The 15,965-nt window shown below is 39.4% G+C and carries 15 protein-coding genes; 9 read left to right on the top strand and 6 right to left on the bottom strand.

Going from position 1 to position 15,965, the window contains the following annotated elements:
• The 8 genes from HMPREF9075_RS14070 to HMPREF9075_RS05265 form a co-directional block, all read left to right on the top strand.
• On the top strand, nt 1-290 hold a 290-nt coding region (locus HMPREF9075_RS14070; protein WP_009415464.1), incomplete at its 5' end, for a hypothetical protein.
• A gap of 14 nt (nt 291-304) precedes the next feature.
• Nucleotides 305-1,216 (top strand): YihY/virulence factor BrkB family protein, encoded by a 912-nt coding sequence (locus HMPREF9075_RS05295; RefSeq protein ID WP_009415463.1) that lies wholly within the window; start codon nt 305-307, stop codon nt 1,214-1,216.
• Nucleotides 1,216-3,669: a primosomal protein N' gene (gene priA, locus HMPREF9075_RS05290; protein WP_034556922.1), complete on the top strand. Its 2,454-nt coding sequence runs from the start codon at nt 1,216-1,218 to the stop codon at nt 3,667-3,669. Before HMPREF9075_RS05295 ends, priA begins: the two co-directional genes overlap by 1 nt.
• Before the next feature lie 24 nt (nt 3,670-3,693).
• Nucleotides 3,694-4,455 carry a C40 family peptidase gene (locus tag HMPREF9075_RS05285; protein WP_009415461.1) on the top strand — a complete coding sequence of 254 codons (762 nt, stop codon included), beginning with the start codon at nt 3,694-3,696 and terminating at the stop codon, nt 4,453-4,455.
• 6 nt (nt 4,456-4,461) lie between these two features.
• Nucleotides 4,462-5,163: a 4-hydroxy-tetrahydrodipicolinate reductase gene (gene dapB, locus HMPREF9075_RS05280; RefSeq protein ID WP_009415460.1), complete on the top strand. Its 702-nt coding sequence runs from the start codon at nt 4,462-4,464 to the stop codon at nt 5,161-5,163.
• Nucleotides 5,164-5,244: 81 nt separating this feature from the next.
• Nucleotides 5,245-6,060 carry a Cof-type HAD-IIB family hydrolase gene (locus HMPREF9075_RS05275; RefSeq protein ID WP_009415459.1) on the top strand — a complete coding sequence of 272 codons (816 nt, stop codon included), beginning with the start codon at nt 5,245-5,247 and terminating at the stop codon, nt 6,058-6,060.
• 16 nt (nt 6,061-6,076) lie between these two features.
• The gene (gene lepB, locus HMPREF9075_RS05270) at nt 6,077-7,639 is read left to right on the top strand and encodes a signal peptidase I (RefSeq protein WP_009415458.1); all 1,563 of its coding nucleotides are present in this window, start codon (nt 6,077-6,079) and stop codon (nt 7,637-7,639) included.
• Nucleotides 7,639-8,259, top strand: coding sequence for a WbqC family protein (locus HMPREF9075_RS05265; RefSeq protein WP_009415457.1), 621 nt, complete (start codon nt 7,639-7,641; stop codon nt 8,257-8,259). Before lepB ends, HMPREF9075_RS05265 begins: the two co-directional genes overlap by 1 nt.
• A 366-nt stretch (nt 8,260-8,625) precedes the next feature.
• On the opposite strand, the gene bshC is transcribed toward HMPREF9075_RS05265, so the two are convergent.
• Together bshC and HMPREF9075_RS05255 are read right to left on the bottom strand one after the other, a co-directional pair.
• Entirely contained in the window at nt 8,626-10,227 is a 1,602-nt protein-coding gene (gene bshC, locus HMPREF9075_RS05260) for a bacillithiol biosynthesis cysteine-adding enzyme BshC (RefSeq protein WP_009415456.1), read from the bottom strand.
• Nucleotides 10,228-10,247: 20 nt separating this feature from the next.
• A complete protein-coding gene (locus tag HMPREF9075_RS05255; RefSeq protein ID WP_009415455.1) occupies nt 10,248-10,550 on the bottom strand; it encodes a hypothetical protein in 303 nt (100 codons plus the stop codon).
• Between the two features lie 178 nt (nt 10,551-10,728).
• On the opposite strand from HMPREF9075_RS05255, the gene HMPREF9075_RS05250 reads away from it, so the two are divergent.
• Nucleotides 10,729-11,460, top strand: a complete 732-nt coding sequence (locus tag HMPREF9075_RS05250) for a 16S rRNA (uracil(1498)-N(3))-methyltransferase (protein WP_009415454.1) — start codon at nt 10,729-10,731, stop codon at nt 11,458-11,460.
• Here HMPREF9075_RS05250 and mgtE read toward each other — a convergent pair.
• From mgtE to tgt, 4 genes are read right to left on the bottom strand one after another with little or no spacing between them, the layout of a single operon-like run.
• Complete coding sequence (gene mgtE / locus HMPREF9075_RS05245) at nt 11,432-12,787, bottom strand: magnesium transporter (protein WP_009415453.1); 1,356 nt, start codon at nt 12,785-12,787, stop codon at nt 11,432-11,434. The two genes, HMPREF9075_RS05250 and mgtE, sit on opposite strands and share 29 nt — an antisense overlap.
• Before the next feature lie 28 nt (nt 12,788-12,815).
• The gene (gene rsmA / locus HMPREF9075_RS05240) at nt 12,816-13,580 is read right to left on the bottom strand and encodes a 16S rRNA (adenine(1518)-N(6)/adenine(1519)-N(6))-dimethyltransferase RsmA (RefSeq protein WP_009415452.1); all 765 of its coding nucleotides are present in this window, start codon (nt 13,578-13,580) and stop codon (nt 12,816-12,818) included.
• Nucleotides 13,581-13,584: 4 nt separating this feature from the next.
• Entirely contained in the window at nt 13,585-14,661 is a 1,077-nt protein-coding gene (locus tag HMPREF9075_RS05235; RefSeq protein ID WP_009415451.1) for an LptF/LptG family permease, read from the bottom strand.
• 13 nt (nt 14,662-14,674) lie between these two features.
• Nucleotides 14,675-15,805 carry a tRNA guanosine(34) transglycosylase Tgt gene (tgt, locus tag HMPREF9075_RS05230; protein WP_009415450.1) on the bottom strand — a complete coding sequence of 377 codons (1,131 nt, stop codon included), beginning with the start codon at nt 15,803-15,805 and terminating at the stop codon, nt 14,675-14,677.
• Nucleotides 15,806-15,965: the final 160 nt, after the last annotated feature.

Below are 15,965 nucleotides of genomic sequence, written 5' to 3'. Positions count from 1 at the left end.
AACCTTCGCTCAACCTTCGCTCAACCTTCGCTGAGAAGAATTTTGAATTGGGTACAAGCTACAAGCTTGCGCCAGCGGTGTATATAAAAATAAAAAATTTGGTAATTACTTGTTTTTTATTATATTTGCACCGTGATAATCAAACCTATATGTTACCAATAGTTCAATACTTAGGTTTTTTGCTATTTACAGCCATTTTTCTTATAGGATTTTGGCTGCTTTTGTTGCTTTGTGTGCTCTTGCCTTATTGGGGCATACGCTCTCTTATTTCACATATAAAAAAAACGTAACAAATTAATAACCAATGATTTTAAAAGATAAGCTCTTTAGTCTTCCTATTGTGAAACAGCTTGTTGCACTACTTAAAAGCGTGAGGCTCTCCAAAAATGCTTTCTCACTTTATGACTTGCTGCATCTTTATATCGTAGGTATAATCAAAGGGACAGTTACTACGCGCGCAAGTGCTATTTCTTATAGTTTCTTTTTGGCTATATTTCCTTTTCTCCTTTTTATACTGAACCTCATTCCTTATATCCCTATAGAAAACTTTCAGGTGGATTTTTGGTCGTTTATCAACGATTTGTTACCACCAGGTACTCACGATTTTTTTTCAAATATTTTCTTTGATATTGCCGAAAAAAAACGTGGTGGCTTGCTCTCTTCGGTGTTCTTTCTTTCTATTTTCTTGATGACCAATGGCATTGTGGCTATCTTTGGAGGCTTTGAATTCTCTTATCACATTCATATTACACGCACTTACATAAAGCAATACCTCTACGCCCTAATGGTGGCTATCATTTTGGCACTGCTCATACTTTTTGTTGTAGTTATGTTTATCTACTACGAGGTGTACTTAGTGCCTTACTTAGATAAAATTAATTTCCTTACTACCAACGAAACTCTTTTACAAATTTCAAAAATAGGGTTTGTAGCCCTTATCACCTATTTTGGTACATCAATATTGTTTTACTTTGGCACTATTGAGGGGCAACAAGGCAAGTTCTTTTCTCCTGGTTCGGTGCTTACAATGCTTCTGTTTGGTTTAACTACCTATCTTTTTGGTATTTATATAGAAAATTTCTCACAATATAACCAACTTTATGGCTCTATTGGTGCATTGCTGATATTTTTGTTGTATATATGGCTGAATGCTAATATATTACTACTTGGTTTTGAACTTAATGCTGCTCTTATGCAACTTAAAAAGAATGAATGATGTACTATGTAGATGTAATCTTGCCTTTGTCGTTGCCAAAGTTGTTCACTTACCAAGTAAATGAGGAAGAAGCACATTTCTTACAACAAGGGATGCGTGTGGCAGTGCCTTTTGGCAAAGCAAAGATATACACAGCTTTAGTACATACCGTGCATACCCAAGAGCCTAATTACGAAACCAAAGAAATTGCTTATATACTAGACGAGCAGCCTATTGTTACTCCTCAACAACTTGAGCATTGGCAATGGATAGCCAATTTTTATATGTGTTCGCTGGGTGAAGTGCTTAAAACGGCTATGCCCGTAGCTTTTTTGCTGGAAAGTGAAACCGTAATAGAATTGGCTGAAAAAGACCTCCCTACCGAGCGTTTTACCGATGATGAATGGCAGGGGTATGAGGCTCTACACTATAAATCGGCACTGAAAGTGAGCGAAGTACACCAGCTGCTTCCCAAACGCAAGGCACTGAAAGTACTTGCTAACTTGGTAGATAAGGGAGCTGCTAAACTATCGGAAAAGTTACGCGAACGCTATGTGCCTAAACTCATAAAATACATTCGCTTGGCTGAAGCCTATCAATCACAAGAGGGATTGCAGCAAGCGTTGGCATTGCTGAACAAGGCTGTAAAACAAAAACAACTGCTAATGGCTTATTTTGATTATATCAATCGAGAGAAAGCCCCCCTAAAGGCTGAAACCTTGATAGAAAAAGCCGAAGTAACGCCTGCAATACTAAAAGCAGTAGTAGATAAAGGAATTTTTGAAGAATATTACCTTCAAAAAGACCGAATTAGCTTTGCCGAAGACCAAACCGACAAGAAAAACAACCTTACAGAGGCTCAGCAGGAGGCATTAAAGCATATAAAACTACAATTAGAACACAAAAACACGGTTTTGCTGCACGGAGTAACCGCTTCGGGGAAAACCGAAATATACATAGAGCTTATTGAAGCCTATTTGCAACAGGGCAAGCAGGTACTGTATTTGTTGCCCGAAATAGCTATTACTGTGCATCTTATCAATAGGCTAAAGCAGCATTTTGGCAAAAACCTATCGGTATATCATTCTAAATACAGTATCAACGAGCGGGTAGAGGTATGGCAGAATGTACTTGCTAATAAGCCTAAAGCCCAACTGATAGTAGGGGTGCGGTCGGCAGTATTTTTACCTTACACTCATTTGGGCTTGGTGATTATAGATGAGGAGCACGACAATTCGTATCGCCAATTTGACCCAGCCCCACACTTGCAAGCGCGCGATACCGCTATAATGCTTGCTAGCCAATGGAATGCTAAAACGCTATTAGGCACAGCAACCCCTTCAATAGAAACGATGCACAACGTTAAGAAGGAAAAATATGGCTATGTGTATTTAGCAAAGCGTTATGGGAGCTTTTTGCCCCCCGAAATGGTTCTTATAGATATTAAAGACAAACATCATAGAAAGCGAATGACCGGGCATTTCTCGGATGTGCTTATTGAAGAGATCAATCGTACAATAGGGGAGGGGAGGCAGGTGCTGCTTTTCCAAAACAAGCGAGGTTACGCCCCTGTAGTGCAATGTATGCATTGTGGTACCGTGCCCCAATGTCCGCATTGCGATGTGAGCCTTACCTATCACCAAAGCAGTCAGCAGTTGCGTTGCCACTATTGCGGCTATGTAATACCGATGCCTAAAACTTGTGTGGCTTGCGGTAGTGTGGATTTGAAAACCAAAGGATTTGGCACCGAACAAATAACAGACGAACTGAACTTGCTGTTCCCCAATGTGGTTGCCGACCGTATGGATCAGGATACTACCAATGGCAAGTATGGTTATGAAAAAATACTGGCAAAATTTGAGCAACAGGAAACACAAATATTAGTAGGTACACAGATGATTACCAAAGGCTTAGACTTTGCCAATGTAGGACTTGTGGGAGTGATGAACGCCGATGCCTCTATTCACTACCCCGATTATAGGGCTTACGAACGCAGTTTTCAGCTGTTTTTGCAGGTATCGGGGCGAGCAGGCAGAAGCGATAGGCAGGGGAAGGTGCTGATACAAACCTACAACCCCCAGCACTTTGTGATTCAGCAAGTATTGCGACACGATTTTAGAGCAATGTATCAGTACCAAATAGAAGAACGGCAAGCGTTTCGCTATCCGCCTTTTGTACAGATGATAAAAATAACGCTCAAGCACTCCGATTTTAATCGTATCAACGAAGGAGCAGCTTGGCTGGCAAATGCTTTGCGTGAAACTTTTGCTAACGGCTCTGAAATAGAAGTGTTGGGTCCTGAATTTCCGCTTATTTCGCGTATCAGGAATGAGTATATAAAAGAGATTTTGCTGAAATTGCCCTTGCGAAACGCTGTATTTCAGCAAGCCAGACAGCAAATAAAGCGCATAGAAGTTAGCTTTCAGAGTATAGGCAATTTCAGAGCCATACGTTTGTCGTATTTTGTAGAATAGAAAATTCGTACTAATAAAAAGTATATGAAGATATTAGAAACGCCTTATGGAATATGTCATTTGAGTGTAGTACCCGTACGGGTATCGCCTTGCGAGAGTGCCGAAATGTGCACTCAGTTGCTTTTTGGCGAACTTTTGCAGGTAACCGAAAAACACGATAATTGGTGCTTGATACGCTTGCTATACGACAATAGTGAGGGTTGGGTAGCTACTAATCAGTTTACCGAAATTAGTGATAAAGATTATAAAAAAGCGCTGAAAAAGAAAGAAAAATACGCACACAAATGGCTTACAAAATTGCGCCTCAAAACGGGCGCTGACCTTTACTTGCACATACCCAAAGGCGCTACTTTTTCGCATAATCATTTGTTGCACACGTCGCAATCTACCCAGCGAGCGCCCCACCCAAGTGTAGTAGCAACTGCCAAAGAATACATCAATGTTCCTTTTTTGGCAGGAGGTAGGACGCCCTTTGGCATAGATGCGGCTGGCTTGGTACAAATTGTTTTCAAACTATGTGGGGTACATCTGCCACGTACGGCGCAAGCACAGGCATCTTGTGGCTCGTCTATAAGTTTTTTGGAAGAAAGCAAAGCAGGCGATTTGGCTTTTTTTGATGACGAAGAAGGAAATATCATTCACGTAGGTATTTTATTAGGTGACAATAAAATTATACATTCGTATGGCAAGGTGCGTATAGACCGATTAGACCATATAGGTATCTTCAATAACGAACTGCGCAACTACACACATCAACTTAGATTATTAAGAAAAATAGACATTTAACAACAGATGAAAATAGCATTACTTGGTTATGGCAAGATGGGAAAAGCTATTGAGCAAATAGCTACCCAACGCGGACACGAGATTGTTTTGAAAATAGATAACCCTCATACGGATTACGATATCACCCTTGCCGATATAGCAATTGAGTTTAGCACCCCACAAAGTGCCTACCAGAATATAACCCATAGTCTTTCGCAAGGTGTGCCTGTGGTGGCTGGTACAACGGGATGGTTGGCTCACTATGACGAGGCTGTAAAGGTGTGTGAAGAACACCATACAGCTTTTCTGTACGCTTCTAACTTCAGCGTGGGGGTGAATATCTTTTTTGCCCTGAACAAAACGTTAGCCAAACTAATGGCACCCCTGCATAACTATAACGTGCATATAGAGGAAATACACCATACCCAAAAACTTGATGCCCCTAGTGGTACAGCTATCACTTTGGCAGAGGGTATCATAGCCGAAACTGATAAAACCGCTTGGCAACTGGGTGCTACTGCCGATGAAAAGACTATCCCGATAGAGGCAAAACGCATAGGTACTACCCCAGGGACACACATTATTACCTACGAAAGCGAGGTAGATACGATTGAGATTAAACACACAGCCCACAGCCGTACGGGCTTTGCTCTTGGTGCAGTAATCGCTGCCGAATGGTTAGTAAACAAAAAAGGAGTGCATACGATGCAAGAAGTGTTAGGGATATAATTGAATTTGTAGCTAATAAATAAAAAAATGGTATTATCTTTGCACTCAAAATAGAAATAAAAAAAATAAAATATAAAAACGATGTATAAAATCATCTTTTCAGATATTGATGGTACGTTGCTAAATGGCTTGCGTGCGCTATCAAATAACACAATTAACGAGGTAAAAAAACTCGCAGGAAAGATTCCTTTTATATTGGTATCATCGCGTATGCCGCGCCAAATGTACCACTTGCAAAATGATTTAGGCATTAATGGCTTGCCGCTTATAGCCTATAACGGCGGACTGGTAACTAACGGCGAACGTATTTTGCACTCGACAACGATTCCGTTTGCTGTTTTAGAGAAAGTAGTTGCCCTAAATGAGCAGTATTTTCAAGGGAAGATTCACATCAGTTTTTATAACAACAACGAGTGGTATGTGCCTGAATATGACCAATGGGCACAGCGTGAGGAAAACAATACTTTGGTAAAACCAGAAGTGTTACCCAATCGCGAAGTGCTCACCCAATGGCAGCTTGCCCAAAAAGGGGCTCACAAGCTAATGCTGATGGGAGAAGAACAGCTGATAAGCAAAATGTTTGCTTTGCTAAACGAACAATTTGCCGATGCGATGCAAATATATAGGGGAAAAGAAACTTATATAGAGCTTTCGGACAAGAGTGTATCTAAACTAACAGGGATAAAGGTGATTTTGGATGAAATATATCATTTTTCCTTAGAAGAGGCATTAGCCTTTGGTGATAACTACAACGATTTGGAGATGCTACAAGGGGTAGGTTGCGGTGTAGCTGTAGCCAATGCTCGTGAAGAGGTGAAACAGATAGCTAAATACGTTACCTTGCATCACAAAGAAGATGGGGTAGCCGAATTTCTTAAAAAACAAATAAACAAATAATACTAAAATAAAGAAAATGTTGTACATATATATTTTAATCGTAGCACAATTACTAAATGGGCTTTTTCTTTGGAAAGGCTATCAGAAGGCAGGTTATGCAGCTTGGCAGGCTTTTGTGCCTTTTTATAATACGGTGATATTCCTGAAAATTATAGGACGCCCTTGGTGGTGGCTTTTCTTGCTATATATGCCTGTGATAGGCAATATTATGTATGTAGTAATGACCTATGAATGGCTGCACGTGTTTGGCTACCGCAAAAAACGCTATACGCTGTATTCTGTTCTTACTTTGGGGCTTTATACTGCCTATGTAATGTATCTTCCTAAAACAGAGTATTTGGGTAAAGATAATGAGGTTATTAAAAAGAACGTATCGCCTTGGGTGAATGCTGTACTCTTTGCTGTAGTAGCTGCCTCAGTTATCCATAGTTACTTTATTCAGCCTTATATGATACCTACTTCATCATTAGAAAAAACCTTATTGGTAGGCGATTTTCTCTTTGTGAGTAAATTTCATTACGGAGTACGTATCCCGATGACACCTCTATCATTACCAATGGTACACGACTCGATTCCATTGGTAGGCACAAGGTCATATATTAAAGTGCCACAGCTACCTTATTTTCGTTTGCCTGCTCTGCAAAAAATAGAGCGCAACGATATTACGGTGTTCAACTGGCCTACCGATACGGTGCGATTTTTTAGGGATAAATCTAAAATACATATTGATAAGCCTATTGACAAAAAATCTAACTACGTGAAGCGCACCGTAGCAGTAGCTGGTGATGTTTTGGAAATAAAAAACGGCGATGTGTGGATAAACGGCGCTAAAGAGGTATATCCTGTGCGTGCTAAGCTCCAAACATCGTATTATGTGGTTACCAAACCTCATATAGTTCTTACCCCGCAACTGATGTATCAACAATTTGGCGTAACCGACCCCTTTGGGCAACTTGAAGATGCTACGGGTAAGCCTATAGAAAATACTTATATGTTTAGCTCTCTTACGCAAGAAGTAGCACAATATTTGAAAAATAACCCCAATATAGAATCGGTAATACCACAGATTAACAAAGCGGGGGTATATAACCCATTGGTATTCCCTCATTCGCCTCAATATGCGTGGAATGAAGATAACTATGGACCTATTACCATTCCTGCAAAAGGAACTAAAGTGCCGCTAACTATAGAGAACTTGCCTTTGTATAAGCGTATTATCAAAGATTATGAACATAATACATTGGAGGTGAAGGGGAATGATATATTTATCAATGGCAATAAGGCTACAGAATATACTTTTGCTCAAAACTACTATTGGATGATGGGGGATAACCGACATAACTCTGAAGATAGCCGCTTTTGGGGTTTTGTACCCGAAGACCATATAGTGGGTAAGCCTGTACTGATATGGATGAGCTTGGATAAACACCAATCGGGCTTTAAAAAGATACGTTGGGAACGGCTTATTACTACTATTAATGGAGATGGAGAGCCTAAATCATACTTGTATTATGTGCTTGGAGCGTTGGCTTTGTGGTTTTTGTATAGTACCTTTAAAAAGAAGAAAGTAAAAGAATAATGATAGAGCAAGTATTATTACACCCCACTTATTTTCCATCTATAGCACAATTTCACCTTATATGGTGCAATCCTTGTGTGCTTGAGGTATCAGATAACTACCAAAAACAAACCCTCCGCAATCGTACCTATATATATGGGGCTAATGGCAAGCAGGCACTCAACCTGCCTATAAAGCACGTGGGCGGCGATACTGGTAGGCAACTATTCCGAGATGTGAAAGTAGAAGACCATTTTGCTTGGCAACGATTGCATTGGAAGAGTTTAGAAACCGCTTATCGCACTTCGCCTTATTTTGAGTATTACGAAGATGATTTGGTGCGTATTTTTGAAAAATCTTACACTTTCTTATTAGATGTAAATATAGATACCATAGAAACGCTATTGGCTTGCCTGCAAACAGATGTGAACTTTGATAAAACCGAAATATACGAAGCAACTCCATCAATTGCTGATTATCGTTACTTGAGTAGTGCCAAAAAACAATACCCCGTTACGATGCCTGAGTATCACCAAATATTTGCCGATAAGCACGGGTTTATACCTAATCTGTCGGTTTTAGATTTACTCTTTCACGAAGGGCCTAATACAGGCGATTACCTTACTAAAGTGATATTATAATGCATAAAAAAAGGCTCTCTAAAACTAATTAGAGAGCCTCTTTTCACAATGCATATAAATACTACTACTAACTCCAAAGATATGAAGAAAATCAGAAATATATTACTATAAGAAGTAATAAAGTTTTTTACATAAGTTTTTGTTTTATATTGTCAAAACAAACAACCTTATTTCTGATTACTATATTGAAAATTCCGTGCCAAACTTTATTATTTTGCTATTGTTTTTATAACTATTTCATTATCAATACGAAATTTATGTATAAGCTCCTTCTGCTGGCAGTACTAATAAAATAAACTGTGTAATTATACCTATGCGAAAGGTATATTTACACAGTTTTATATTATACATTTTTTATGATTTAGCTTAGTATTGTACCACTACAAACCGAAAATCAAAAGGGTTAAAATCATTTACCAACTCGCTTATGAGCTGTTCGCCTTTTACTAAGTAAAAATCGGTGAAGTTGGAAAAGCGCTCTTGTAAGGTGTTATTGGGGAAAAGTTCACTCTGTAATACTACTATTTGCTCCAATTGCACATCGTATTTGCGCTTTTGTGCTTTTAGTAGGCGCGCTTCTAATTTTTCTAATCCTTTTAGCTGCCGTACTTCTTGTGCTTTTACTGCGTTCTTAAAGGTAATATCTGTTCTTTCAGCCAAAGTATATAAATGGGCAAATTGTGCCTTCAGAGTTTCTTTTTGAGGGCTAAAATCTATAGGAAATTCAGATAACTGCTTTACCTTTAGGTTTTTTAAGTCTTCGGGTTTTAGGAATACATCGGTGAGTGAAAGTGATAGCTTCTTTATTTTCTCTAATTGCCTTTCCGAAACCAACATTGCCGAGTTACGCAACATTAGCATTGGGAATGGCACATTTTCTTTCTCAAAAAAGCCCTTTAACTCCAACCAATAGGCAATTTCACCACCTCCGCCTATATAAGCCAAATTGGGCAATATTACTTCCTGATACAAGGGGCGAAGTATTACATTGGGTGAAAAGCGTTCCGGGTGGGCTTGTAGCTCTTTTAATAGTGCTTCTTCGGTGAATTTGATAGCCGTATTATGCACCTCAAACCCTTCTTCAGTACGCACGATACGTTCGCGAAGTCCCTCTACTAAGTAAAATACATTTATCTCACGCGGATTTACTTGCACAGGGTACAGTTTATCTACGGCTTGTAATGCCGCGATAGTGCGGTTTACCTCATTATGAGCCGTTTGCTGTAGCAGGTCGTTTTTTATGTAAGGTATCAGCTGTTGTTTTAAGGAGGCCTCATTACCGTCAATAATTACAACACCGTAATCTTCAAAAAGCTCATTCACCAAGTAGCGTGTAGCTTCAGCTAAAGTGCTGTGCTTTAGGTAACTATTTTCAAAGAGTCTTTTTAGTGTTTCAGCATCTTTGCTGGTGCCAATAGCCTTGCTAAAAGTATTGAATACAGCTGTTAGCTCTTTGGTATCAAAAGCCCCTGTAGCTCCTGTTTGTTCAGAGTTCCAGCAAAGCGTGCGATTGCTCAAATGAAAGTGGTTTATCTCCTCGAAGTCGTGGTCTTCAGTAGCCATCCAATATACAGGCACAAAATGACAGTCGGGGTATGCTTCTGATAGCCTTTTAGTAGTATTGATAACCGAGATAATCTTAAAAATAAAGTACAAATGCCCTGTAAATAAGCTCAATTGGTGTCCTGTAGTAACTGTAAAAGTATTACTATCGCCCAATTGCACAATATTTTTCAGTACTTTAGGGCTTGTTTTTAACTCTGAGTACTGATTTTGTAGGCTTTTTACTAATATTTCACGACTTTCTTTGCTAAAACTCTTCTTCTTTTCCTCTATTTGAAGCTTAAACTCTTCTATTTTTGGAAAATGGTGATAAAAAGGTCGCACTTCTTCCCGCTCCCCTATATAATCACAGATGAGTTTTGAAAAAAAGCGAATGTCGTGATAAGGAATATACGTTGTTATCATATTCCAAAGGATTTTAAATATTAATCTTCATCTAATGACGACTCATCGGGAATATCTACCGTGTTAGACGATATCTCCTCTTCTTGATTATTCATAAAGTAGTCGTCTTCGTCATAATTTTCCATAGTATCAGCCAAGCGAGTGCTCACTTTTACCAAATAAATAGTATCTTCAGTGCGTACTTCTAAGGCATCTACCGTTTCATTTTTAGCGTTTTTAAAACGGATAACATCCGAGTCGGTATATCCGTCAGGGTATTTTTCTACCAGCATTGCAAGTATCTCACTGGTAAGCTTGTTGTAGTCTACTATTATTCGTTTCATAAATATTACTCTTTTTCGGGTGCTAATGTAAGGCATTTTTTATAATTACAAAGCAAAAAAGTGTTTTTTTTTCAAATATTTTTTTTCTCCTTGCTCTTTATTTACTATTTTTGCACTCTAAAAAACTAATAACCAATTCACTATATATTTTTTCACCTCTTAATAACTAAGTACTAAAATGCAATTATTTTATCATAAATCATTGGATAACAATACCTCTCATTTCTTTTTTGACAAAGAAGAAAGCCAGCACATTGCTAAAGTGCTTCGCTTGCAGCAAGGTGATACGCTTCATATTACCAATGGTAAAGGGCTTCTTTTTCAGGGGCAACTCACTTTTGCTTCGCCCAAGCAGTGCGAAGTAGCTATTACCCAATGCACGCCCCAGCCACGCCGTCCCTATTATCTGCATTTGGTAGTAGCTCCTACTAAGATGAACGAGCGTTATGAATGGTTTTTAGAAAAAGCTACCGAAATAGGTGTTGATGAAATTACCCCCATTATCTGCCAGCATTCTGAGCGTACTGTCCTCAAGATAGAGCGTTTTCAAAAGATTATTCTTTCGGCAATGAAACAATCGTTGCAGTGTTATTTGCCACAGCTGAATCCCCCTATAAAATCTTCCGATTTCTTCAAGCAATTGCAGCCTGATGCTACTGCCAAGTTTATCGCTCATTGTGAGGATACCCACAAGCAAATGCTAAGCCATATACTTCCTAACGATGCCCAGCGCATTATGATACTTATAGGTCCCGAGGGCGATTTTTCATCTGACGAAATTACTACAGCCCTTGCGCAACACTTTCAGCCTATATCGTTGGGCGATACAAGGTTGCGTACAGAAACTGCCGCTATAGTAGCCTGCCACACCATAACTGTACTTAAAAGCCTAAAATGTTCTTCGCTATAAAAAAGTAAATCAATATACCCAGCACATCGTTGCTGGTAGTGATAAAAGGCCCCGTAGCTACGGCAGGGTCTATACCTCGTTTGTGTAACAATATAGGGATAAAAGTTCCTATAACAGCTGCATTCACAATTACTGTAACTAAGGCAATAGCTACCGTTATGCTTACCAAATATTCAGCCTGAAAAGCAAAATGGCTTACTAATATGACAATTCCTGCAATAGTACCTCCGTTGATGAGCCCCAGCAAAAATTCTTTCAGCAGTCGCTTGATGATAGCCCCATCAATAGTGTTATTAGCCAGCCCTTGTACCACAATTGCCGAGGATTGTACCCCTACATTCCCAGCGGTTGCCTGAATAAGCGGAATGAATATTAGCAGTATAGGGTATTTGTTCATTGCATCTTGAAAACCATTGATGATACTTGCCGCTCCCAATCCGCCAAACATACCTATTAGCAACCAAGGCAAGCGCGCCAATGTTAGTTTCCAAACACTATCGTCAGCCTCTACATCGTTGGTGATACCCGCTGCCAATTGGTAATCTTTTTCCGCACCTTCTTTTATCACATCCACGATGTCGTCTATTGTAATACGCCCCACAAGTCGCTTCATTTCATCTACTACGGGTATTGCCTCAAGGTCGTATTTAGACATTATGTGGGCTACCTCTTCAGCAGTATCGGTTACGTACACATAATCCACTTTAGGAATATAAATATCTTTCACTTCCGAGCGTGTAGAAGTCGTTAGCAAGTCTTTTAGCGAGAGGCGTCCTTTCAGTACATCGTGGTCATCAACCACATATATAGAATGCACACGGGTAACGTAAGCCGCCTGTTCGCGCATTTCTTTCACGCACTTTAGTACATTCCAGTTTTCGTTTACTTTTACCAACTCTTTAGCCATAAGCCCCCCTGCCGTGTTATCGTCATAGCGCAGTAGCTCTACTATATCTTTGGCGTGTTCTACGTCTTCTATATACGATATGACCTCTGTTTTTCGGTCTTCGGGTAGTTCCGAGATAATATCTACCGCGTCATCAGTATCAAGTTCTATCAGCTCATCGGCAATTTCTTTAGCCGATAGGTTTTCTAATATTTTATCGCGGTAATCATCGTCTAATTCCGTTAGTACATCCGATGTTTTTTCAGCATCAATAAGCCTAATGATATAAACACCGTCTTTAATGGCAAGCTCGTGAATAATCTCGGCAATATCGGCATAGTGAAGGTCGCCCAAGAGCTGTGTGAGCTCGTGGTTGTTTTTTTCTTCAATGAGCGTTTCAATACGCCCTATTAGTTCATCACTTATTTTGAAAGAAGCCATAATGTAATGTTTTAATGATTGAATTTTGTTAGCCTATCATCAGGCAAATTTCTACAAATTCTCGCCATCCCAATTGTTCAGGGCGTTTATCAAAAATAGGGTTATCTTTATGAGAAGCGTTTGTTAGCAAGGCTTTTAAACTATTTCTGAGGGTTTTGCGCCTTTGGTTGAAAGCCGCCTTTACTACTGCAAAAAACAAGCCCTCATCGCAAGCCAACCCGAAGTCTTTTTTGCGCACTAATTTTATCACGCCGCTTTTTACCTTAGGAGGAGGATTGAACACCGTTTCCGACACTGTAAAAAGATAACTAACCTCGTAAAAAGCTTGTACCAATACCGAAAGTATGCCATAAGTTTTACTCCCTGGCGGCTCACAAATGCGTTCAGCAACTTCTTTCTGGAACATTCCGCTAAATTCAGGCACATATTGGCGCAATTCAAGCATCTTAAAGACAATTTGCGATGATATGTTGTAGGGAAAGTTGCCTATAATAGCAAAAGGACTGCCTATATAACCTACAATGTCGTATTTCAGAAAGTCATCGCCTATAATTCTACCTCGTAAAGCTGGATAATGTGCTTCTAAATAGGCAACCGACTCTTTATCTATTTCTACTACATATACTTCAGTGTTTTTTTGTAGCAAAAACTGAGTGAGCACCCCCATACCAGCGCCTATTTCTACTACTTTGTCGTAACCGGTATACGAAAGTGTATCGGCTATTTTAGCAGCAATATTTAAATCTTTTAAAAAGTGCTGCCCTAAGTGTTTTTTGGCTTTTACTAATTCCATAAACCTAACTCCTTACTCTTTTCAACAGCCATATTGCCAATGTCAGGAATATGGCATTAGGGATAACCACAGCCATTAGTGGCGATAAGCCGTTGGCTGTTTGTGCCAGCGTTCCAAATACGCGGTCAAAGAACACAAAGCTAAAACCTACTACTACCCCTACCATCACGTTGATACCCATACCTCCTCGCTTTTTCACTGAGGATACCGCTACCCCTATGAGCGTAAGGATAAAGGCAGTACTGATAGCCCCCCACCGCCTGTATTTTACCAGCAAATACATATTCAGATTGGGTGAGCCTTTCATACGTTCGCGTTCTATAAACTTGTCCAGCTCAAATAAGTTTTTGTTTTCAGCCGTATATTCCATCGGCATTAAATCGTCTATCTTAAATTTGAAGATAGTATCAAGCTGTTCCCCTTTGATGATTACATCGTCAGTGGCACCTATTTTTCGCTTTGAGTAATTGATGAGCTGATAGGTTTTTGTACTATCAATCCACTGTATTGTTTCCGCATTAATTTTCTCAACAAGGCGAATACCATCAAAATGCTCCACCGAAAAATTGTACCCACGCTTTTCGCCGTAGTTAAACGAACTTACGTACAGATAATCATTTTCTGAAAACTGATTGTACAAATCGCTTACACTTTCTACCTTAGACGAGCGTATGTATTTATTCCAAAAATCGTTGTAAACAGTACTTGCCGCAGGTACGATAAACATACTCATAAAGAACACAATTACCGAAATCAACGTAGCCCCTATAATGTAAGGTCGCAGAAAGCGCATATACGACACGCCCGAACTCTGTATGGCTATAATCTCAGTATTATTGGCTAATTTTGAAGTAAACCATATAATTGACAAAAATAGGAGTATGGGAAACAATATGTTGGCAAAATATATAATAAAGCTAACGTAATATAGCAATATTTCGTTTAATGGTGCTTTTCTTTCTATCATTTCGTCTACTTTTTCCGATAAATCTATAATAATACCTATCGGTATGAACAAAATAATCATCATAAAAAAGGTTACCAGATAACGCTTTAATATATACCAGTCAATTATTTTCATATATTTTGCTTTTTTATAATCTGTTCGACATATTTTTTACCATCATTGTCTTCCATTCGGCAAAAGTACCTGCTGTTATTTGTCGTCTTGCCTCACGCACCAGCCACAAATAGAAGCCTAAGTTGTGTATTGAAGCAATTTGTTTGCCTAAAAATTCGTTGGCAGCAAATAAGTGTCGCAAATAAGCTTTGCTGTAATAGGTATCCACATAAGTATGCCCATCGGGGTCTATGGGCGAAAAATCATCTTCCCACTTTTTGTTTTTAATGTTGATAGTCCCTTGCGAGGTGAAGAGCATTCCGTTGCGAGCATTGCGCGTAGGCATCACACAATCCATCATATCTACCCCCAAGGCAATGTTTTCCAAAATGTTGATAGGGGTACCCACACCCATTAGGTAACGCGGCTTGTCGGCAGGCAGTATGTCGCACACCAGCTCGGTCATTTCGTACATTTGTTCCACAGGTTCGCCCACAGAGAGCCCTCCTATGGCATTGCCTGCAGCCCCTTTGCTTGCTATATATTCAGCCGATTGTATTCGTAAATCTTTAAAAACAGAGCCTTGCACTATGGGGAATAAGTTTTGCTCATAGCCATACATAGCAGGCACTTTATCCAAGTGAGCCACGCAGCGGTCAAGCCATTGGTGGGTAATTTTTAGAGATTTTTTGGCGTATGCGTAATCGCAAGGGTAGGGGGTACATTCATCAAAAGCCATAATAATATCAGCCCCGATGCTACGCTCTATTTCCATTACTTTTTCGGGTGAAAAAAAATGAGCCGAACCATCAATATGGCTTTTGAATTTTACACCTTCTTCCGTAATTTTGCGGTTAGCAGCCAGCGAATAGACCTGATACCCTCCGCTATCAGTAAGAATATTCCTATCCCAATTCATAAATTGGTGTAATCCACCTGCTTTTTCCAAGATAGCAGTGCTGGGGCGCAAATAAAGGTGATAAGTATTACCTAAGATAATATCAGGGTTGATATCTTCTTTTAGTTCGCGTTGGTGAATACCTTTCACCGTTCCCAATGTGCCTACAGGCATAAATATAGGAGTTTCAATCACCCCGTGAGCAGTAGTGATTTTTCCAGCACGAGCTTTAGTAGTAGTATCAGTTTTTATTAGTTCAAAATTCATATTTTCAGAAAACAAAATAAATGACCATTTGTAATTTGTGATTTACCAATGGGATTAGCAGGTTGCAAAGGTACAAAATAATGTTTAATTGTCAATGATTAATTATCAACATTCAAAATTTCCCCCCGAACCTTGAGCGAACCTTGAGCGAAGGATGAGC

The organism is Capnocytophaga sp. oral taxon 332 str. F0381 (assembly GCF_000318275.2).
GTDB classification, from domain to species: domain Bacteria; phylum Bacteroidota; class Bacteroidia; order Flavobacteriales; family Flavobacteriaceae; genus Capnocytophaga; species Capnocytophaga bilenii.
Note: the sequence above shows the minus strand (reverse complement) of the source record. Positions and strands in the feature narration are given on the sequence as shown.